17 protein-coding genes are annotated in these 20,894 nt (G+C 64.7%); 4 read left to right on the top strand and 13 right to left on the bottom strand.

Annotated features, from left to right (window positions below):
* Positions 1-38: 38 nt before the first annotated feature.
* The 4 genes from I2H31_RS20505 to I2H31_RS20490 all read right to left on the bottom strand — a co-directional run bounded on the left by I2H31_RS20505 (position 39) and on the right by I2H31_RS20490 (position 2,087).
* Positions 39-629: an arylesterase gene (locus I2H31_RS20505; RefSeq protein ID WP_196294923.1), complete on the bottom strand. Its 591-nt coding sequence runs from the start codon at positions 627-629 to the stop codon at positions 39-41.
* Positions 630-704: 75 nt separating this feature from the next.
* Positions 705-1,007 carry a DUF4286 family protein gene (locus I2H31_RS20500; RefSeq protein WP_196294922.1) on the bottom strand — a complete coding sequence of 101 codons (303 nt, stop codon included), beginning with the start codon at positions 1,005-1,007 and terminating at the stop codon, positions 705-707.
* A gap of 100 nt (positions 1,008-1,107) precedes the next feature.
* On the bottom strand, positions 1,108-1,554 hold the full coding sequence (locus tag I2H31_RS20495; protein ID WP_196294921.1) for a DUF6526 family protein: 447 nt from the start codon (positions 1,552-1,554) through the stop codon (positions 1,108-1,110).
* A 125-nt stretch (positions 1,555-1,679) separates the two neighbouring features.
* Positions 1,680-2,087: a hypothetical protein gene (locus tag I2H31_RS20490; protein WP_196294920.1), complete on the bottom strand. Its 408-nt coding sequence runs from the start codon at positions 2,085-2,087 to the stop codon at positions 1,680-1,682.
* Positions 2,088-2,498: 411 nt separating this feature from the next.
* Between I2H31_RS20490 and I2H31_RS20485 the strand changes: the two genes are divergently transcribed.
* The gene (locus I2H31_RS20485; protein ID WP_196294919.1) at positions 2,499-5,033 is read left to right on the top strand and encodes a TonB-dependent receptor plug domain-containing protein; all 2,535 of its coding nucleotides are present in this window, start codon (positions 2,499-2,501) and stop codon (positions 5,031-5,033) included.
* An 87-nt stretch (positions 5,034-5,120) separates the two neighbouring features.
* Here the strand turns inward: I2H31_RS20485 and I2H31_RS20480 are convergent, their stop codons facing one another.
* The 8 genes from I2H31_RS20480 to I2H31_RS20445 form a co-directional block, all read right to left on the bottom strand.
* The gene (locus I2H31_RS20480) at positions 5,121-6,362 is read right to left on the bottom strand and encodes an MFS transporter (RefSeq protein ID WP_196294918.1); all 1,242 of its coding nucleotides are present in this window, start codon (positions 6,360-6,362) and stop codon (positions 5,121-5,123) included.
* A 128-nt stretch (positions 6,363-6,490) separates the two neighbouring features.
* The gene (locus tag I2H31_RS20475; RefSeq protein WP_196294917.1) at positions 6,491-7,447 is read right to left on the bottom strand and encodes a cation diffusion facilitator family transporter; all 957 of its coding nucleotides are present in this window, start codon (positions 7,445-7,447) and stop codon (positions 6,491-6,493) included.
* A gap of 150 nt (positions 7,448-7,597) precedes the next feature.
* On the bottom strand, positions 7,598-8,287 hold the full coding sequence (locus tag I2H31_RS20470; protein ID WP_196294916.1) for a ClpP family protease: 690 nt from the start codon (positions 8,285-8,287) through the stop codon (positions 7,598-7,600).
* A gap of 121 nt (positions 8,288-8,408) precedes the next feature.
* Positions 8,409-8,675, bottom strand: a complete 267-nt coding sequence (locus I2H31_RS20465; RefSeq protein WP_196294915.1) for a hypothetical protein — start codon at positions 8,673-8,675, stop codon at positions 8,409-8,411.
* Complete coding sequence (locus I2H31_RS20460) at positions 8,675-9,250, bottom strand: RNA polymerase sigma factor (protein ID WP_196294914.1); 576 nt, start codon at positions 9,248-9,250, stop codon at positions 8,675-8,677. Before I2H31_RS20460 ends, I2H31_RS20465 begins: the two co-directional genes overlap by 1 nt.
* Before the next feature lie 159 nt (positions 9,251-9,409).
* On the bottom strand, positions 9,410-11,764 hold the full coding sequence (locus I2H31_RS20455; RefSeq protein WP_196294913.1) for a hypothetical protein: 2,355 nt from the start codon (positions 11,762-11,764) through the stop codon (positions 9,410-9,412).
* A 57-nt stretch (positions 11,765-11,821) separates the two neighbouring features.
* Positions 11,822-14,287: a TonB-dependent receptor gene (locus I2H31_RS20450; protein ID WP_317192251.1), complete on the bottom strand. Its 2,466-nt coding sequence runs from the start codon at positions 14,285-14,287 to the stop codon at positions 11,822-11,824.
* 169 nt (positions 14,288-14,456) lie between these two features.
* A complete protein-coding gene (locus I2H31_RS20445) occupies positions 14,457-14,801 on the bottom strand; it encodes a hypothetical protein (protein WP_196294911.1) in 345 nt (114 codons plus the stop codon).
* Positions 14,802-14,942: 141 nt separating this feature from the next.
* Here I2H31_RS20445 and I2H31_RS20440 point away from each other — a divergent pair, with 141 nt between their 5' ends.
* Both I2H31_RS20440 and htpG read left to right on the top strand, forming a co-directional pair.
* A complete protein-coding gene (locus I2H31_RS20440; RefSeq protein ID WP_196294910.1) occupies positions 14,943-15,452 on the top strand; it encodes a hypothetical protein in 510 nt (169 codons plus the stop codon).
* A 135-nt stretch (positions 15,453-15,587) separates the two neighbouring features.
* The gene (htpG, locus tag I2H31_RS20435) at positions 15,588-17,417 is read left to right on the top strand and encodes a molecular chaperone HtpG (protein WP_196294909.1); all 1,830 of its coding nucleotides are present in this window, start codon (positions 15,588-15,590) and stop codon (positions 17,415-17,417) included.
* A 99-nt stretch (positions 17,418-17,516) separates the two neighbouring features.
* Here the strand turns inward: htpG and I2H31_RS20430 are convergent, their stop codons facing one another.
* A complete protein-coding gene (locus I2H31_RS20430) occupies positions 17,517-18,581 on the bottom strand; it encodes a ligand-binding sensor domain-containing protein (RefSeq protein ID WP_196294908.1) in 1,065 nt (354 codons plus the stop codon).
* A gap of 194 nt (positions 18,582-18,775) precedes the next feature.
* Between I2H31_RS20430 and I2H31_RS25705 the strand changes: the two genes are divergently transcribed.
* Positions 18,776-20,881 carry an alkaline phosphatase gene (locus tag I2H31_RS25705; protein WP_196294907.1) on the top strand — a complete coding sequence of 702 codons (2,106 nt, stop codon included), beginning with the start codon at positions 18,776-18,778 and terminating at the stop codon, positions 20,879-20,881.
* The last annotated feature ends 13 nt before the right edge of the window (positions 20,882-20,894 follow it).

Raw genomic sequence — 20,894 nt, 5'->3', positions numbered from 1 at the left:
AGGTCCTTCGCTCCGCTCAGGATGACAGACGTTTACACTTACGAGCTAACCGGCTGCTGCAACAGCGGCCCCAGCACCTGCCACACGTTTTCGGCCAGGATTTTCTGGCCGGCCGGGTTGGGGTGCACACCGTCGGGCAGGTTGAGCTCGCGGCGGCCCAGCACGCCTTGCAGCAGGAAAGGCACGAAAGGCAGGCTGTTTTTCTCGGCCAGGGTGCGGAACAGGGCTTTGAACTCGGTGGCGTAGCTGGCCAGGCGATGGCCGCCCAGCGGGCCGAGGTCGAAGGGAAACTCCAGGCCGGCCAGCACGATTTGGGCCTGCGGGAACTGGCGCCGCACAGCGTCGATGATGAACTGCAGGTTCTGGGTGGTTTCGCGCACGGGAATGCCGCGGATGCCGTCGTTGGCCCCCAGGGCGAGCACGAACACGTCGACGGGGTGGCGGGCCAGCACCGCGGCCAGGCGCTGCCGCCCGCCGGCGCTGGTTTCGCCGCTCACGCCGTAATTGAACGCTTTATAGGAAAGGTTTTGCTGGTCGAGGCGCTGCTGGAGCAGCGCGGGAAAGCTTTCGTTGGCCCGCAGGCCGTGGCCCGCGGTGAGGCTGTCGCCGAAGAAGATGATATTTTTCATGCAGTGCTTTTTTAACAGCACTGGGGCCTTTTTCGTGCCTGGCAACTGGTCTAAACCGACCTCATACGCCACGGCTTAGTCCATCACCTCCAGCACAGTGCGGAAGGAAACGTACTGGCCAGCGAAATGCTTTTCCATGTCGGCGCGCAGGGCGGGGGCGCACAGCTGCTGGTACTGCTCCAGCTGCTCCACGCTGAGGCAATAGTACTGCGCGGCGTAGGTGATGCCATCGTTTTCCTCGTTGAGCAGGCGGCAGAGCTGGCTTTTGAGAAAGAAGCCGGTTTCCATCACCTCGGGCATGTGGGTGGTGCGCATGTAGTCGAGCCATTCCTCGGCCACGGAGGGCTCGATGCTGCTGGTGACGTTGTAGAGAATCATACTTCGGGGGCAAATGGGTGGGGTAGTGGAAAGGTGGATTTTGTGAAAGGAAAATGCGGCAGGGTAATCCGCCAATCCACTACCCCACCAATCCACCAAATCAGACGCGCATGGCGTCGAACTGAAAATCGGTAATACGGGCCTGAATGTCTTTGGGTGAAAGCTTTTCGGTGGCGGCGGCCTGGGCCAGGGCGGGCAGTTCGGCGTCGCCGGCCAGGCGCAGGCTGAGGATTTGCTTGAGACTGAGCTGCTTTTCGAGCGGAGCGAAGCGCTGGCCGCTGACTTCAAAATAGCGCTGGCGCACTTCGAGCCGGCAAATGCGGTCCTGCAATTGCAGGGCGTAGTGCTGGCGCAGCATCACGAGCACGCCCAGGCCGATGACCGCCAGCGCGGCCACCGTGAACCACAGCCGGGCGGTCTGGTCGTCGTCGCCGGCTACTTTGGTGTAGCGCAGCACGGCGTAGCCGGCCATGAGCAGGGCCAGCGGCAGCAGCACGAAATGGTGCCACGGGTAGAATTGAACGGTGTTTTTGGTGGGCGTGGCCATAAGGGAACGGGCTGACTGGTGAAGCGAAAGGTAGGGCGGCGGGGCCGGACTCGGACAAAAAGCCGGGCAAGAAAAAACTCCGGCTTTCGTCGGAGTTTTCTCAATAAGACGGAAAGCTAGGGCCGTTATTTCATGTCCTTGGCGCGCTGCTTTTCGGCTTTGGCCAGGTCGCGGGCGGCGCGCTCCTGCTTCTTGGCGGCTTTGGCGGCGTCGCGCTGCTGGCTGAGCTGGTGTTTCTGCTCTTTTTCCTGGGCGCGCTGGGCGCGGAGCTGCTGCTTGAGGTCGGCTTGCTGGCTGGCGTTTTCCTTGAGCTGGTGGCGGCTGTCGCGCACGGCCTGGTCGCTGTTGTTGCTTTGCTGCTTCTGGGTGTCGTAGGTGGCTTTGGCGTCGGTGGCGCGCTGCTGCTGCTGCTCGGGGGTGAGGGCGGGGGCGGCCGGGTCGGCGGGGGCGGGCATGGGGGCGGTTTGGGCGCGGGCCACGGTGGCGGTGGCCAGGGCGGCGAGGAAGGCGGCGCCGAAGAGGATGTTTTTCATGGGGAAGGGTTAGGGCCGGCCAACGGCGGGCTGCTTCCTCAAACGCAGGGCCGGGACGGAAGTTGGTTATTTATTGATTTTCAGAACCTTTTATTCTTGCATGTGTTCCGGGCTATTGTTGTAATCCTGCTGCCAGCAGCACGAAGTAGGAGCTAGAGTAAAACAAAACGGTGCATCGGTAAGCGCAGCCGTAGAGTTGGGGAAGCAGGTGCAACGAACGAGGCCAGCAGGTCGGAGCTGCAGCGAAAGCCGATGCCGACTCGCGCGGCCTGCTCCGTTTGCAATTCTCTCGGATAACAAAGCCGTTGACACGCTAGCTGGGTCCAGTGTGCTAGCGCCGCCAGGGGGCGCCGTGGCGGAACTGTGTAATACGCGTATACTTGTAGGGCCTCCCTATTCTAGGCTCTTATTATGAAACCTTGGCACTTGTTCTGGGCGGTAGCCGCACCGGCCGCGTTGGCATCCTTTCAACTGCCGACTGATGATTTTGGGCCCCGGCTTGCGCAGCAGCTACAGCGCTTCTACGCCCTCGCCAGTCCCGAGAAAGTGTACTTGCACCTGGACCGCGAAGCCTACGCCGCCGGCGAAACCATTTGGTACAAGGGTTACGTGACCGGGGCCGCGCCCCTGCCGGCCGACAGCCTCAGCCGGGTGCTCTACGTCGACGTGATTGGGCCCACCCAGAAGCTGCTGATGCACCATGCCCTGGCGGTGCAGGAGGGCGGCGCCCCGGGCAGCTTGTTGCTGCCCCCCAACCTGCCCGAAGGCCTCTACACCCTGCGGGCCTACACCAACTGGATGCGCAACACGCCCGACTACCTCTTCAGCCGCGTGGTGCCGGTGGTGGCCGCCTCGGGCACGGCAGCCAAGGCCACGGAAACGAAGCCGGCCGCTGCGGCCGCCGCGGTGCAGTTTTTTCCCGAAGGCGGCGAGTTGGTGACGGGGCTACCCAGCACCGTCGCGTTCAAGGCCACCGACGCCAACGGCCGCGGCATCGGGGTGCAGGGCACGGTGCAGGACGAACAGGGCGCGGTGGTGGCGCAGCTGCGCAGCCAGCACCTGGGCATGGGCCGTTTTGAGCTGCAGCCTGCGCCCGGCCGCCTCTACACGGCCCGCATCCGCTACGCCGGCGGGCAGGAGGCCACCTACCCGCTGCCCGCGGCCCAGCCCGCCGGGCTCACCCTGCAAGTGCAGGAGCGCGCCGATGACTTCCTGGTGCTGGTGCGCCGCAAAGCCGACGCCGGCCAGGCCCCCACCGAGCGCGTGACCCTGGCCGCCCACGTCCAGAGCACCATGGCGTATGTGGGACAAGCCGAAGCGAGTACGGCCCGCCCGCTGGAGTTCACCGTGCCGAAAAAGAACCTGCCGGCCGGCATTTTGCACGTCACCCTGTTTGATGGCCAGCAAGTGGCCCGTTGCGAGCGGCTGAGCTTTCACAACTCCGGGCCCGGCGCCCAGCTGCGCGTGCAGCCCGACAAATCCGCCTACGCCCCGCACGAGAAAGTGACGCTGCAGGTGTCGGCCCAGGATGCGGCCGGACGCCCCCTGGCCGGCAATTTCTCTTTGGCCGTCACGGCCGCTACGGCGCCCACGCTGGCCCACGGCCTCGACATCCGCACCGCGCTGCTGCTGACCGCTGACTTGCAGGGGCCGGTGGAGCAGCCCGGCTACTATTTCGCTGGCGGCACCACTCCCAGTACCACTGCCAGCCGCGCCCTCGACGACTTGCTGCTCACCCAGGGCTGGCGGCGCTTCGTGTGGAAGTCCGTGCTGGCCAATGCGGCGCCGGATGCGCGCTACCCGCGCGAGTTGGGCCCGAGCCTCAGCGGCCGCGTCGTGGATAAGCACCTGGCGCCGGTGCCCGGGGCCACCGTCAGCCTCACCCGCCTGCGGCCGATGCGGGTGCATGAGGTATTGGCCGACGAGCAAGGCCGCTTCACGTTTACCGGTTTTTCCGGGCAGGACTCGGCGGCCGTGCGCTTGGTAGCTCAGCCGGCCAAGGGCGTCCGCCACCCACAGTTGCTGCTCGACGACAATATCCCGGCCGTTTCGGCCGCCACTGGTGCGCTCTGGCCCTGGGCTCCCGACAGTACCCGGCAGGGCTTCGCGGGCATTCAAAAGCAGGTGGCGGCTTACCAGGGCAAGAGCATCTTGCTGGGCGAAGTGCAGGTGCAAGAGCATGCCCCGCAGCCGCTCCAGCCCGATAACCGCCGCATCTACGGCCGCCCAGACGTAACCATCCTGACCAAGGACATTCCGGGCATCGCCACCTACCAAAATGTGGTGCAGGTGCTGCAAGGGCGGGTGTCGGGCCTCAGTGTGGTGGGCAGCCAGGGCAACGTGCGCATCACCATGCGCGGCAAGAGCAGCGCCGAGTCAACGCGCTTGGGCCCGGCGTTGCAGGCGGCTTCCGGCGCGGGGCGCATGCGCCCACCGGTGGCCACCGAGCCCACGAGCACGACGGCCGAAATGCCGCTGCTGTTGCTCGACGGGGTTCCTGTGGACATCACCCTGCTCAACTCCGTGCCCATCGTCGACTTTGAGGCCGTGGAGGTGCTGCGGCCCGGCTCGACGGCCATTTTTGGCGAGCGGGGCGGCGCCGGGGCCATTTCCTTTCTCACCAAGCACGGCAACCCCAACTACGTAGCCGGCGCCGAGCCCGCTCCCGGCCCCGCGGCGGTGCCCCCGCTGTATGCCCCGCCGCGCCTGCAGCGGGTGCGCGAATTTTATAGCCCCGCGACGGGCGCGACGGCCCCCGAGGACGGGCGCAGCAGCGCCACGCTCTACTGGAACGCCAAGGTGCAAACCGGCGCCAACGGCTTGGCTACCGTGTCTTTCGTCGGAGCCGACAAGGCCGGTAGCTTTCGCATTGTGACGGAAGGGCTGACCCAACAAGGGGAGCCGCTGCGCACCACAGGCCAGTTTCGGGTGGAAACGCGGAAGTAAACGCGACACCAAGGCTTGGCGAGGACGGAAATGCGTGTCGGATTCTGAGGACGTAGGTTGGAAACCCTACCCGACGCAAAGCGCCCGTTATTCTTCCACGTAGTCTAGGTCTTTGCCGTAGCTCTCGGGCAGCGTGCTCACGGCCCAGAAGGCGACCACCAGCGTGAGGCCGCCCAGCACGGCCGCGCCTGGTACGAAGCCCAGCGCGCCGCTCAGGGCTTTGAAGGCGGGCACCAAGCCCACTACGGCCCCGCGAGCGAAGTTGGGCGCAGTGGTGGCCACGGTGGCGCGCAGGTTGGTGCCAAACTGCTCGGCGGCCACCGTCACGAACAGGGCCCAGAAGCCCACCGAGATGCCCAGCACGAAGCACACGCCGTAGAACGTAGTAGGCGTGGCGCCCTTCACCCCAAACAAATACACGGCCACCAGCGCGGCGCAGAAACCCAGAAACACCTTTAAGGCCTTGTTGCGGGAGTGCCAGAGCTGGCTGAGGCCGCCGCTGAAAAAATCGCCGAACACCAGCCCGAAATAGCACCAGAACACCGCCAGCCCGGCATCGACCACGCCCGTGATGCCGAGGGCTTTGCCAAATTCCGGTGCCAGCGTGACCAGGATGCCCACCACGAACCACAGCGGCACCCCAATCAGGAGGATGCGCAGGTACTTGCCCAGCCGGGCGGGATTGGTGAACAGGCTGAGGAAGTTGCCGCGCACCACTTCGGCCTGGGCCTGCACCTGCTGAAACATGCCCGACTCGAACACGCTCACGCGCAGCACCAACAGGGCCAGTCCCAGGCCGCCGCCCACGAAATAGGCGTTGCGCCAGCCAAACTTGTGGCCCACCCAATAGCCCAGCATGGCCCCGCTCACGCCCACGGTGGCCACTATCATGGTGCCGTAGCCGCGCTGCTCCTTCGAGAGGCTTTCGCTGACGAGGGTGATGCCGGCGCCCAGCTCGCCGGCCAGCCCGATGCCGGCAATGAGCCGCAGCCAAGCGTATTGGTCGATGGTGGTGACGAAGCCGTTGGCGATGTTGGCCAGCGAATAGAGCAGAATCGAGCCGAACAGCACCGACAGCCGGCCCCGCTTGTCGCCCAGAATGCCCCACAGGATGCCGCCGAGCAGCATGCCGCCCATCTGCATGTTGATGAGAAACAGGCCTTGGTTAGTCATGGCGGGTGAGCCCGGCGTCACGCCCAGCTCCGTGAGGCTGGCCACGCGGACGATGCTGAAGAGAATGAGGTCGTAGATGTCGACGAAGTAGCCGAGGGCGGCCACGATGACGGCGGCGCTGAACAAGGTGGCTTTGGGCGGGGAAGTGGATTGCATGCCGAAAAGTAGTACGAGCCGCAAGAACGTCATGCTGAACGCAGTAAAGCATCTTTACCACACTAGTGAATCCGGTCTATGAGATTACTATTGAGGTAAAGACGCTTCACCACGTTCAGCACGACGTTTTAGCTGTGCCCGTGCGCTACTAGTTCCGGCAACTGGCAGCCGCTGTGGCAGCCGCCGGGCGTGGGGCCGTCCTCGACCTGCACGGTGCTGTGGTGGATGTGAAACTCTTCCTCCAGGCCTTTGGAGAGGGCCGCCAGCCACTGGGCATCGGCGCCGCCGGGGCGCACGAGATGGGCCATGAGGGCCGCGTCGTGGCCCGAGCTGCTGAGGCTCCAGATGTGCAGGTCGTGCACGGACTGGACTTCGGGCTGCTTCAGCAAGTAGGCTCGCACGGCTTCGGGGTCGATGCCGTCGGGCACGGCCTGCAGGCCCAGGCGGAGGCTGTCGCGCAGCAGCCCCCAGGAGCTGTAGGCGATGAGGCCGAGGACGGCGAAGCCAATGACGGGGTCGAGCCAGGCCCAGCCGGTGAGCAGCACGAGGCCGCCGCCGGCCACTACGCCGGCGCTCACCAGGGCGTCCGTCAGCATGTGCAGGTAGGCGCCGCGCACGTTCACGTCGCCCTTCTGGCCGCTGCGGAACAGCAGGGCCGTGACGCCGTTTACCAAAATGCCGGCACCGGCCAGCGCCATCACCCAGCGGCCGTTCACGGGTGCGGGGTGGCGCAGGTGGTCGATGGTTTCCCAGAGAATGAAACCCAGCGCGGCGTAGAGCAGGGCCGTGTTCAGCAGGGCCGCCTGAATGGTGGCCCCACGGTAGCCGAAGGTGTAGCGGCGGGTGGCGGGGCGGCCGGCCAGCCAGGCGGCGCCCCAGGCCAGGGCCAGGCTGAGCACGTCGCTCAGGTTGTGGCCGGCGTCGGAGAGCAGGGCGGCAGAATTGGCCCAGAGGCCGCCCGCGGTTTCGGCGACGACGAAGGCGAGGTTGAGGGCAATGCCGATGGCGAAGGCGGCGCTGAAACCGCCGCCGGGCGGCGGGGCGGCGTGCTGGTGGCCGGCGTGGCTGGAGTGGTCGTGGGGCATGAGGGGAAAGCGTAGGCGCTACGCAAGAACGTAAACGGCCGGGCTTTCGGTGCAGTCAGTAGCACGGACTTTGTAGTCCGCGTCCTCGCGCTGTTTTTACAATTTGTGAACTGGGTGGAAACGCGGACTACAAAGTCCGCGCTACTGCCACTACCGCGTCAGCACCTCGTCAATCAGGCCATACTCTTTCGCCTCGTCGGCGCGCATCCAGTAGTCGCGGTCCGAGTCGTCGTGGATTTGCTGGTAGGTTTTGCCGGTGCGCTCGGCGTAAATGCCGTAGAGTTCCTGGCGCAGCTTCACCACCTCGCGGGCTGTGATTTCGATGTCGGCCGACGGGCCCTGCACGCCGCCGCTGGGCTGATGAATCATGACGCGGGCGTGCGGCAGGGCCGAGCGTTTGCCGATGGCGCCGCCGCAGAGCAAAAAGGCGCCCATGCTGGCGGCCAGGCCGGTGCAGATGGTGGCCACATCAGGCCCGATGTACTGCATGGTGTCGTACATGCCGAAGCCGGCGTAGACCGAGCCGCCCGGCGAGTTGATGTAGAGCAGGATGTCTTTTTTGGCGTCGGCCGACTCCAGAAACAGCAGCTGGGCGTTGATGATGTTGGCAATGTTGTCGTCCACGGCCTGGCCGAGGAAGATGATGCGGTCCATGATGAGGCGCGAAAACACGTCGATTTCGGCGAAGCGCGTGGGCCGCTCCTCGATGACGGAGCGGGTCATGTTCTGCACGAAAGGGCGGGCCAGGCCTTCGGCATGGGTAAGGTATTGGTCGACGGCGAGGCCGTTGAGGCCCTGGCCGCGCACGGCAAACTTGCGGAATTCCTGTTTAGTAAGCATTGGAATGGATTGGTTGGGAAGCGAGAAAATGGGCATAGCGCGTCCGCTTCGCCCAAAAGGCGAAGGCTCGGACGAACCCGGACGGAGTGTTTGTTATAAAGAAGACTTTGCTAGGAAGCTCTTACCACGGCTTCATTCGCTGCCACAGCCGCGCCCAGGGGCTGGCCGGCGGGCCGTAGAGCCGGGTATGAATTTCGACCAGCTCCTGCCGCAGCTGGCGCCGGCCGGCCAGGCGCAGGCCCTGGTAGAGCTGCTGCTGGGCCGCGGCATCGGCCTGCAGCTCGCCATCCAGCAGCAGGCGCAGGTTCCACTCATCGGCCGGAAGGGCTGCCGGGCCACCCTGCAACTGCTGCTCAATCAGGCGCAGGCGTTCGAGTTCGGGACGCATTAGTACTCGGTGGTTTCGGTGGAAAACACGGCCCGCACCGCCTGCCGCAGCCGCTCCAGGCACTTGAACTTCTGCACCGTGGCCGAGCGCACCGAGCGGTAGCCATTGGCCTCGGCTATTTGCGTCAGCGGCTGCTGAAAGTAGTAGAAGGCCAGCAGCACGCTCTTGCATTTGGCCCCCAGCCGCTCCACGTAGTCGAGCACGGCGAAACCGGTTTCCTCCGGCGCGGGTGCGGCTTCGGCGGCGAGCAGGCCGGGGTCGTCGGGCAGGGCGTCTTGCGGGAGACGGGCGCGGCGGCGCTGCTCGTGCCGCCACAGGTTGCGGGCAATGCTCACCAAGTAGGTGCCGGGCGCGGCGGTGAGCGCCAGCGTCTCGCCCACGGCGTGCTCGTATAAAATCACCAGCGCGTCGTGGAAAATATCCTGGGCGTCCTCGGCCGAGCCACCGTGGCGACTCACGTGGCGGCGCACCGCGGGAAAGGTCTGGCGGTAGAGCCGGGTCAGGGCCTGCTCGCGGTTGGCGAGCAAGGCGGCGCGGAGCGTGGCGGCGGAAAGGAGGTGGGGCGAGAAAACCATAGCAGAAGGTGTTGTATCTAATTAATCCATTTTCCGCCCAACTATCACCGCCGCAATTGAAAAAGCTTCTTATCTAATGACCGGGCGCGTATTCTCAACAAATGGGCATTCTGGACGAGTGGGACTTGCCACTATCGATAAGCGGCTGCTTTTCTCCTCCTATTTCTTTCCGCTCTTGAGTGGTGCTTTGGGACGGTTGGCGCCTTGCCCGGTTCCCACGGGAGGCGGAGCTGGAAGCCGGCCCAGCCCGAAGTGCGGCTTTTCATCAAACGAAGCGAAGCCGCCGCCAATGAAAGCCGTGCCATTGGGGCAAACCACCAAGGCATTCACTTCCCCGTTGGGTCCGGAGCGCGGGTTAAAGGTGGGGTCTGGCGGTCCTTGGTTTAGCAAGCGCAGCAGCTTGAAGTAGGGCGGGGGCCGGTGGTCCTGGTATTCCGGGTTGCCACTGCCGCCCACCAAAATGCGGCCATCCGGCCCAATGCCCAAGCCGTTTACATAGCTAAAACTGAACATAAGAGGATGAAAATCAGGGTCGGCACTGCCATTCGGCAGCAAGCGGGCCAGGGTTTTCAAGGACGGAACACCGCTGAAGCCGCCGGCCTGGAAACTGCCGCCCACCAACAGGCGGCCATCGGGGCATTGGACCAGGGCGGTGACAATGCCCGAATGACGGATAACGGCAAAGTCGGGGTCAATTGCCCCGCCAGGCAGTAGCCGACGCAGCAATACCGGCGAGCTGGCAACCAGGATTTTGCCATCGGGCTGCACCAGCAGCGGGCCAGCCTCTTCCGAAGTGCCCGGCGGCTGAAAAGTGGCATCGGGCTGGCCCGCAGTCGTGAGGCGCAGGAGTTTGTGCTGCTTGCCAGTGGTCAGTTGAAGGTGCCCGCTAATCAATACCTTGCCGTCGGCCTGCACCCCAATTCCCTGTAGGGTTACGCTGCCGGTCTCGGTCCAGGGGGCCAGCGGCGGCCGGAAGGTCGAATCGGGCCGGCCATCGGGCAGGAGGCGGGCCAGCGTGGGCTGGCGCAAATTCCCGATTCGCCCGAAGGTGCCCGCCACCAGAATGCGCCCGTTGGCTTCCACGGCAATGCGCCAGACAAAGCCATCGGTTGGGCAGCGGCGGGCAAACGCCGTGTCCGGAGTGCCATCGAGGTTCAGGCGGGCCAGACCCCGGGCGGGCGTGTTGCCTACCCCGGTGAAGCCGCCGCCCAGCAGCAGCCGGCCATCGGGCTGCACCGCCAGGGCATCGACGCTGGCCGGCTGCCCCAGTAGCGGCGGCACCTGGCCGGCGAGCGGGGCGCCATCCGGCTGCAGCACCACCACCGCGGTGGGTGCCAGCCGGGCTGCTGGCACCGTAGGGTAGCAAACCAAGCTGGTAGCGGCCAGCACTTGCCCGCCGGGAAGCTCCTGCAGCGACCACACCCAGCTCGGCTGCGCCCGGTACCGAAAGGTGGTGTCTTCTACTCCGATGGCCGACACGCACAGCAGGCTGCGCCAAGGCGCGCCGGTGGTGGGAGGCTTCTCAGAAACGTGACCGGGAAACAGGATGCGGCCATCGGAAAGGGCCAGCAGCGGCGGCTGGCCGTTGATGATGTGGAACGGCTGGCGCAGGCGCAAAATAAACGTGGGGTCGGGGGCACCGTTGGGAAGCAGCCGCAGCAACGTGCCCACGCCGCGCCCGAGCAACACCAGCAGCTTATCGTCGGCTTGAACCGCGAGGGCCATCAAGGGCTGGGAGCCATGCGGCAGCACTTGGAAGCCGGGGTCGGGCTGGCCGCTGCTGGTGAGGCGCAGCAGCGAACACACCGCCGCTGGCTGGCCCTTCGGCCGCAGTCCCTGGCCAGCCACCAGAATGCGGCCGTCGCGCTGGCAGGCCAACGCCGAAACACCCCCTTGCTCGTTTCCGGCGGCCGCCATAAAGTCGGCGTCGAGGGTGCCATCGGGGCGCAGGCAGGCCAGGTACCCTTGCAGCTGTTGCGGCTGGCCCAAAGTCAGGTATTGCCCACCCAGCAGCAAGCGCCCGTCCGGCAGCATGCACCAGGCGTTGAACCCGCTGCACAATACTTTCGGGAAGCTGCCGTCCGCCGTGCCATCCACGTTGAGGCGGACAATGTAAGGCGGGTCGAAAGCGCCAAAACTGGCCGACCCCGAGCCGTGCACCCACAGCTTGCCATCCTTGGCCTCCAACACCTTGTAGCAATGGGGCACCACTTGGGCTACCCGGCGACAAAAGGCCGTGTCCAGAAGGCCATCCGGCCGGTAGCGGGCCAGGCCCGGCACGTTGTGGTTGTCAGCCCGATTGACGCCTAAAAACAACCGCGACCCGTCCGCCAACTGCCGGGCAAAAGAAGGCGTGGCCGGCCCAAAAACGTCGACCGCCAGCTTGGGCGCCGGTAAGTTGGCGCGGGCTACGGCGGGCCCAGCCGCCACGGGCGCTTTCGTCTGCCCACAGCTCGCAACCGGCAAGAGCAGAAGCCAGCTGAGTGCGGCAATCAAATAGTTAGCGGTGGACATAGATGCAGGCCTGAAACAGCAAGAGCAGAAGGCACAAGGTATGACTGCATCAGCGGCTTACTTAAACGCCAGCGGCACCACCAGCCGCACGCTCACGTTGCGGCCCTGGTTGAACACGCCGTAGCGCCCGTTCGCGGCATTGAAGTCGGCGTATTTCAGGCGGCTGAGGTGGCTTTGGTAGCCCACGTCGAACAGGTTGTTGGCTGTGATGAAGAGCGAGAAGAGCGTGTGACCCTGCGCGTTGGCCACGTCGGTGCCCAGCCCGGCGTTGAACAAGGTGTAGCCCGGCGTGGCCGTCTCGGTGTCGAAGGCCGAGAAATAGCGGTTCTGGGCGAAGGTGTGCTCCATCTGCAGGCGCGCGTAGGGGTTGGCGAGGCGCTTGCCCTGGCGGCGGAAGTTGGCCCGCAGCTCCGACTGCAGCCGGTCGGCCGGAATGAAGGGCAGGTACTGCTGGTCGGCTGCCACGTTCAGCTGCCGGGCGCGCACCATCGAAAAGGAGTTCTCAAAATGCAGCCAGTCAAGCGGGTGGGGGTGAAAGTCGAGGCTGACCTCGCCGCCGTAGAGCCGGGCCTGGCCCTGCGCGTACTGATAAGCGCCGGTGTCGTCGCGCAGCGAGTCGGCGCCGCTGGCCGTGAGCAGGCGCCGCGTGAAAATGTAGTTGCTGATGCTGTTTTCAAACGCATCGACGCTGAAGCGCACGTGGTCGGTCACGTAGCTCACGCCGGCGTCCACCTGCAGGCTGGTTTCGGCCGCCAGGTTGTCGTTGCCGATTTCGTAGCGAATGGTGCCCTCGTGCCGGCCGTTCGAGCCCAGCTCGGCAATGTTGGGTGCCCGGAAGCCGCGCGCCAGGTTGGCCTTCACCGTCAGCCGCTCGTTCACGTTGTAGGCCGCGCCCACGCTGCCGCTGTAGTTGCGGAAGGTGCTCTCGAAGCCCGGAAACTTGGTTTCGGCCGTGGGGTCGGCGCTGGGCCGCTCGTTGCCGTCGAGCAACAGCCGGTCGGCCGAAATCTGGCGCACGTCGTAGCGCAGCCCGCCGCTGAGGTCGAGGTTGCCGATGGTCTTTTTGGCCACGCCAAACACGCCGGCCTCGTTGGTGCGGTAAGCCGGAATCAGAAATTCTACGCCGAGGTTGCGGTTTTGCTGGTGCAGGCCGCTGGTGCCCAGGGTCAAGTTCCAGCCATTTTTTTCGGGCAGGAAATAGCGCAGCGAGTAGTCCACGGTGCGCAGCTGGAAGTAGAGCGACGTTTCGGCGGGGTCGAACACGTTGCCGTACTCGCGCCGCAGGTTTTGCTGGTAGCTCACCTGCAGCGTGAGCCGGGCTCCGTTTTCGCCCAGAATGAAGTTGTTATCCGTCCCAATGCGCAGGTGGTTGATTTGCTGCTGGGGCACGGCCAGGCCGTAGCCGCGCAGGTCGGCGTCGGTCACGGGCACGGCGGCGGTGCTGTCGGCCCCGGCCCGGTCCTGGCCGGCGGGCACGTCCTTGGTGAAGCGGCCGGCTTCGTCGCGGGCGCCTTCCGTCAGCCCCAGCCGCTGGTTGAAGCTGCTGAAGGTGAGGTGCGAATAGCCCCAGCTTTTGTTCACGCCCACGTAGCCGTTGGCGTCCCATTCATTAAAGCCGGAGTTGTACACCCGGCCGTCGTAGCGGTTCTGGTAGTCGCCGGCCACCTTGCGGGTGCCGCGCACCAGCCAGTTCACGCCGTTGAGGTTGCCCGCGTTCAGCAGCGAGTAGCCCTGCTGGCGGTTGTTGGTCTGGTAGCTGGCCGTGGCCGTCCCCGTGATGCGTCCCTCCGCCACCGGGTCGGGCGCCACGAAATTGATGACGCCCGCCATGGCGTCGGACCCGTACAGCAGCGAGCCCGGCCCCTTAATAATCTCGGCCCGGTCCACGCTGAACTCGTCAATCTCCACGCCGTGCTCATCGCCCCACTGCTGGCCCTCCTGCCGGGCGCCGTTGTTGAGGGTCACCACGCGGTTGTAGCCCAGCCCGCGCACCACGGGCTTGCTGATGGCCGCACCAGTTGTAATCTGGGCCACGCCCGGCGTGTGGGCAATGGCATCGATGAGGTTAGCGCCGGCGGTTTGGTTGAGCCGTGTGCGGTCGACCACGGCCGTGGGCACCGGCGAGCGCCGCAACTGCGTGGCCTGCGACACGCCCGTGACCACCACCTGGCCGATTTCGGTGGCCGCCGCCGTTAGCTTTATTTCCAGCGGCTGGCCGCTGCCCGTGTCCACGGTTTGCGTCACGGTGTTGTAGCCCAGCGAGCGCACCTGCAGCGTGAAGCGCCCGCGGGGCAGGCTGGCGAAGCTGAAGCTGCCATCGGGCCCGGTGGCGGCGCCCTGCTTGAGGTCGTCAAACAAAACGGTGGAGCCCGGCAGGGCTTCGCCGCTGGCGGCATCTACCACGCGGCCCGTCAGGGGCGGCGCGGCCGCGCGGCCGCGGGTGGCCGCAGCGGCCGGAGCGGGGGCATTCTGGCCAGTCTGGGCGGTGGCCGGCACAATGGAGCCGCTCAGTAAGCCCAACACTGTGAACGCAGTGGGGCGGATTTTTAGAAAATCAGGTTTCGATACGAAAGCAAACATGAAACAAAAGTGAGGGCCGCGCCAAGGCGGCATAAGCGCAGGCGCCGGCCCCCAGACCGCGGCGCAGTCGGGGCAGGGCGTAGCTTAAAAATCAACAGAAGCTGGGTGCCGCTTAGGCAGCGGGCGGCCCGCGGAGCTGAGCCGGCTGCTGGGCTATCCAGGGCGCCGTGGCCACGGTGGGCACGGGCGCGGTGGCAAAGCACGGCCGGGCAACCGGCAACGGGGTCAGCACGGGCGCGCTGGGCAGAAAAGGCACGTTGTAGAGCTCTTCGACCGGGCAATGCTTGTGCTGTTTGCTGATGACGGCCTTGCCCTTGTGCCGAAACGCCAGCTCGTGGGCCGGTTCGTCGGTGGTGTGTTCGTGCGGGTGCAAGGCCAGAATCCACGCCTCCGGCAGCAGGGTCCGGGTCAGACACAGCAACAGCAACAGGGCTAAGTGGGAACGCAGGGCTTGCACGGTGCAAAGATGGGCGGAAACAGCAAAAGCTGCCCCCCAATAAAAAAGTTGCTTCAGAGCCGGAATCCGGCAATCCGGAAAGGACGGTTCTTACGTAACCTTTCGGGCCCTGACGACGGGCCGGTTGATACCTGTATTTTTGTGATAATTACCACAATTCCCGACCTCTCCCTTCAGTACGACGAAGCCTTGAGCTTGTTGCGCGTGGAATGGGCGGCGGGCGAGGACATGCGCTCGTTCCGCAGCAGCGCCGAACAGCTTTTGCAGTTGGTGAACCAGCACGGCGTGCGCAACATGCTGCTGGAAATGAACACGTTTCCGGATATTTCGGTGTACGACCAGGTGTGGCTGGGCGTGAGCTGGATGCCGATTCTCGTGAAGCTGCCCCTGGAGCGCGTGGTGCTGGCCATTCATCGCCGCCGCGTGCACAACCAATTGGCCATCGACTCGCTGATTGCATTATTTCGTCCCTTCATCAGGTTCGATATCCAGTTTTTCTCCACCGCCACGCCGGGCTTGCACTGGCTCAGCGACTACTCGGGCCGGATGCCAGCCCTGCTGGCCGAGTGGGACGCCGCCCACGGCCGCGGCCCCGCCCACGGCGGCGTGAGCGAGCCCCGGGTCGCATTCCAACTCTTTCCGGAATACTAGCGGAAGTAGCTGGCCCGCTGTCAGTCTGACAGGCTGTTTCGGCTTGGAACAAGCTTTGAATGCCGTGCGGAACGCAGCCAAGCCTCCCGTGCCCGGCCATTTCGTCCGCAACCAACCGTTCCTATCCAAACCATCATGCAAGAAACCGGCTCCATCTCCATCCACACCGAGAACATCTTCCCCATTATCAAGAAGTTCTTGTATTCCGACCACGAGATTTTCCTGCGGGAACTGGTCTCGAACGCCGTCGACGCCACCCAAAAGCTGAAAAGCCTGGCCCAGCTGGGCGAGTACCAGGGCGAGCTGGGTGAGCTGAAAGTGCGCGTGACCGTGGACAAAGAAGCCCGCAAAATCACGATTTCCGACCACGGCCTGGGCATGACGGCCGAGGAAATCAAGAAGTACATCAACCAGATTGCCTTCTCCGGCGCCACCGAGTTTGTGGAGCAGTACAAGGAGAAGGACGCCAACACCAAAGACCAGATTATCGGCCAGTTTGGCCTGGGCTTCTACTCGGCTTTCATGGTGGCCAAGGAAGTGGAAATCTGGTCGAAGTCGTACAAAGACGACACCCTGACGGCCCACTGGACTTGCGACGGCAGCACCGAGTTCACCCTCGAAGAAACCGAAGGCGAGCACGCCAAAGCCGAGCGCGGTACCGACGTGGTGCTGCACGTGGCCGAAGATTCCGACGAATTCCTGGAGGAGGCCCGCCTGCGCACCATCCTCACCAAGTACTGCAAGTTCCTGCCCATTCCGATTGAGTTCGAGGGCCAACTCATCAACGACACCACGCCCATCTGGACCAAACAGCCCTCCGAGCTGACCGACGAGGACTACAAGAAGTTCTACCAGGAGCTCTATCCCATGAGCCTGGACGAGCCCCTGTTCTGGATTCACCTGAACGTGGACTACCCGTTCAACCTCACGGGTATTCTATACTTCCCGAAGGTGAAGGACGAGCTGCAGTTCCAGCGCAACAAGATTCAGCTCTACTCGCGGCAGGTGTTCATCACCGACGAGGTGAAGGACGTGGTGCCCGAGTTCCTGATGCTGCTGCACGGCGTGATTGATTCGCCCGACATCCCGCTGAACGTGAGCCGCAGCTTCCTGCAGGCCGACGCGGCGGTGAAGAAAATCAACACCTACATCACCAAGAAGGTGGCCGACCGCCTCAGCAGCCTGTTCAAGCAGGACCGCGCCGGCTACGAGGAGAAGTGGGGCGACATCGGCCTGTTTGTGAAGTACGGCATGCTGTCGGACGACAAGTTCTACGACAAGGCCAAGGACTTCGTGCTGCTCAAGAATGTGGACGGCAAGCTGTTCACCCTGAACGAGTACACCGAGCACGTGCAGGCCAACCAGAAAGACAAGAACGACAACACGGTGGTGCTCTACACCAACGACGCCGAGGCCCAGCACAGCTTCGTGGCCGCCGCCCAGGAGCGCGGCTACGACGTGCTGAACTTCGACCAGGTGCTCGACCCGCACTTCGTGGGCCTGCTGGAGCAGAAGCTGGAAAAAACCAGCTTCAAGCGCGTGGACGCCGACACGGTGAGCAAGCTCATCGAAAAGGACGATGCCACCGAAAGCGTGCTGAGCGAAGACGACACCAAAAAGCTGGAACAAGCCTTCACCGCAGCCATTGCCAACCCGGCCATGCACGTGAAAGTAGCCGCCCTCTCGCCCCAGGACGCGCCCGTGGTCATCACCCAAAACGAGTTCATGCGCCGCATGAAGGACATGCAGCGCACCGGCGGCGGAGGCGGCATGCAGATGTTCGGCGCCTTCCCCGAGTCGTACGACGTGACGGTGAACGCCAACCACCCGCTGACGCAAAAAGTGTTGGCCGACGGCGGCGAAACCATCGCCAAGCAAGCCTTCGACCTGGCCCTTCTGGCCCAGGGCCTGCTGAAAGGCGAGGCGCTGACCCAGTTCGTGAAGCGCAGCACCGAGCTGCTGTAGCGTGGACTCGGCGAGTTTGCGCAGGGTATGAATGATAAAAAAGGCGCGAGGCATTTGCTTCGCGCCTTTTTTGCATGCCGTACAAAAGCCGGCCGCAGCCTACAGCTTCGCCGTGCCTGCGGCCGGTTTGTCCTTTCCGGCTTGGGCAAATCGTCGAAACTCTTTGGCTGTCAATACCTGAATGCCGGCTTCGCTCACCAGCCACAGGCGTTGCCGGGCGTCGACTTGTAGCAGCGTGGGGTTGCCGGCGCCGGGCAAGGGAGCGAGGGGCAGCAGCAGGCGCTTTTGCTCAATTTTGTCGGTGGAAGGAGCGAAGCTGGTCACGTGTTCGGTCGGCTCGTTGGGCAGCAGCAACAGGCCCATGGCGGTGGCAAATACGCGGCCGGTGCCGGGCACGTAGGCCACGCCGTAGACTTCGTTGCCGGGGCGACCGAGGAATTTCACGGTGGGCAGCTCGCCTTCGGCCGCCGAGCGTTGGGCGCCGCTCTCAAACACGCAGATGGCGTCAGACATGATGACCCAGAGATTGCCGGCGTTGTCGGGCAGCAGCTTTTCCACGATGTTGTCGGGGATTTCGTGGTTGGCCACGCCTTCCTCGTTGTAGCGCAGCCACTCGGCGCCCACCCGGCGGTTGAGGCCAATGCTGGTGGCAATCCACACGGAGCTGTCGGCCATGGCTGCGCCGCCGTTGATGGCCGGCGTGTTCAGCTCCTGCACAAAAGCGCCCGCGGCCCATCGAAACACGCCGTGGCCAAAGGCCCCGGCCCAGAGCGTGCCGCGCTGGTCGAGCAGCAGCGTGGTGATGCTGGGCCCTGCTTCGCCAGCAACCGGTAGTGCCACCGGCCGCGGCCGGAAAGCGCGGGTGTTGAGGCGCAGCAGGCCCTGCGCCGTGCCCAGCCACAGCACAGTATCGGCCAGGGCGGCGCATTGAATGGGCGCCGTGCCTTGGTATTTGCGCACCAGCGCCGAGCCTTCGAGCCGAAAGACGCTGCGCTGCGTGACGAGGTAGGTGGCCTTGCCGGCCCGCAGCAGCGCCACGGGTTTTTCATGGCCGGGCAAGGCGCAGAGCGGCCGGGGACGGGCTTGTAGCGAAGGCGCCAGAACCAGAAAAAATAAGCCCAGCAGCAGGCTGAAAAACGAAGAAGAAGGGTGGGGCAAAGGCATGGGCTGAAGGCGTAAAAAGACTGCCTGCAAAGGTAGAAGTTGAGTCTTACCACGTTGATTATGCAATGATTACTAATGCCGGTGGCGGCGGCTGAATTTGTAATGTAGCCGTGACGGAGCCGTAATACCGGCCTCATGGCACCCGCTCAATTTTGCGGCCGGTAACTGCTCATTTCACTAACACACCGGATTACATGAAAGCGAAAATTTTACTCACGGGGGGCCTGCTGCTGGCTGCCATGGCGGCGCAGCAGCAGGTTCGTGCGCAAGCCGCGGCCACCAACAACAACGTCATCATCTACATCGGCGACGGCTTCGGGCTGGCGCCCAAAACGGCCGCCCGCATGGCCATGGGCCAGGGCACCACGGGCAAGCGCTTTACCTCGGACGCCGGGTTTCAGGTGCTGGCGCTGGATAAGCTGAAGTACAACGCCACCGTCACCACGCACTCGCTCAACTCGTGGATTACGGACTCGGCGCCCGGCGCGTCGGTGTACGCCTGCGGCAAGCCCGGCAAGCAAGACAACGAAGTCATCTCGCTGAACCCCGCCACCGGTGCCTCCATCGAAACCATCCTCGAAGCCGCCAAAAAGCAAGGCTACGCCGTGGGCATCGTGAGCACGGCCCGCATCACGCACGCCACGCCGGCCGCCTTTGCCAGCCACATCTGGTACCGCGACCTGGAAGACTACATTGCCGCCCAGTACATTGCCTCGACGCAGGCGCAGTACGAAGGCTTGTTCAACGCCAGCCCGACGGCCTCGTTCCGCTACCAGGCCAACCGCGACTGGGAACTGCCCACCCCCAAAGTGGGCGTGGAACTGGACGTAGTGCTCGGCGGCGGCGCCCGCCACTTCCTGCCCCGCACCCGCACGGCTGCCAGCGCCTACGAAACCGTCGTGGACCGCAACGGTACCGCCATCATCGACCCCGCCACCAACGCCCCCGCCACCCTGCGCGGCAACCGGGCCGACGACGTGGACGTGGTGGGCTACGCCGTGAGCCAGCGCAACTACGCCTACGTAAACAGCCGCGACGCCCTCAACAACATCAACCTGAGCCAGTTCGGCCCCGGTGGCAAGAAACTGCTCGGCCTGTTCAACGCCTCGCACGTCAACTACGAGCAGGACCGGCAGACCAGTGCCCCCTGGGAGCCCTCGCTGGCCGAAATGACCCACATGGCCATCGAGGTGCTGAAGGCCAAGAGCAACGGCAAAGGCTTCTTTCTGATGGTGGAAGCCGGCCGCATCGACCACCTGGAGCACGCCAACACCGGCGGCATCACGGTGGTGGCGGGCGCCACTGCCGGCACCAACCAATACACCGTGGATTCGGACAAGCCGACCTATGCGCCGGGCGGCGGCGAAGCCAACTACACGGCCACGCCCACCACACCCCGCACCGCCAACGTGTACGCGTCGGACTACATGATTAAGGAAGTGCTGGCCTTCGACTACGCTGTGGCCGAGGGCCGCGCCCTGCTCGGCACCCGCTCCACTACGGGCAACACGCTCATCTTTAGCACCTCCGACCACGAGTGCGGTGGCTTTGCCGTGACGGGCCTGCACGACGAAGCCGATGCCCAACAAAACGGCACCAAAATCCGGACCTACTCCGGCCAAATCACCAAATCGGTGGCGGCCGAAGCCGGCTACGCCACCCCCACCAACCTGGTGCGCGGCGACGGCGGCGCCGGCGGCTGGTTCCCCGACTACGTGATGAACAGCTTTCAGGGCAAAGACTACCCGCAGCCGGCCTCGGCCACGGGCAAGCGCATCGTGGTGGCCTACGGCTCCAATCCCCTCACCAACGGCAACGGCACCCGCGCCAGCACCGGCGTGGGCAGCAACCAGGGCGGCACGCCCGGCAACCACACCCCGCAGGACATTTGGGTGGGTGCCGAGGACAACACCAACACCCACGCCCAGCAGCTCAGCGGCCGCGGCCTGCTCGACAACACCGCCATCACGCCCATCATGGCCGATTTTCTGGGCCTGACCGCCTTTGGCACCGCCCTTGGCCTGCGCGCCAACAACGACCCCAAAGCCGACCTGCAACTCAGCCCTGTGCCTTTCCTCAACCAGTTCGACGTTGCCTTCACGCTGGCCGCGCCCGGCGCCGTCACGGTGGAGCTGTTCGACGAAATGGGCCGCCGTGTGCAAAGCGTGCTGACCAACAAGGGCTTCAGCGCCGGCGCTCACTCCGTGGCTGTGGACGGCAGCCGCCTGCAGGCCGGCCTCTACGTGGCCGCCGTCACGATTAATGGCCAAGTGGTTTCCAAGCGGACCATCAAGCTGTAGCGCGGATTTTCAA

Source organism: Hymenobacter ruricola (assembly GCF_015694525.1).
GTDB lineage: Bacteria > Bacteroidota > Bacteroidia > Cytophagales > Hymenobacteraceae > Hymenobacter > Hymenobacter ruricola.
This window is presented reverse-complemented; position numbering and strand designations above follow the sequence as displayed.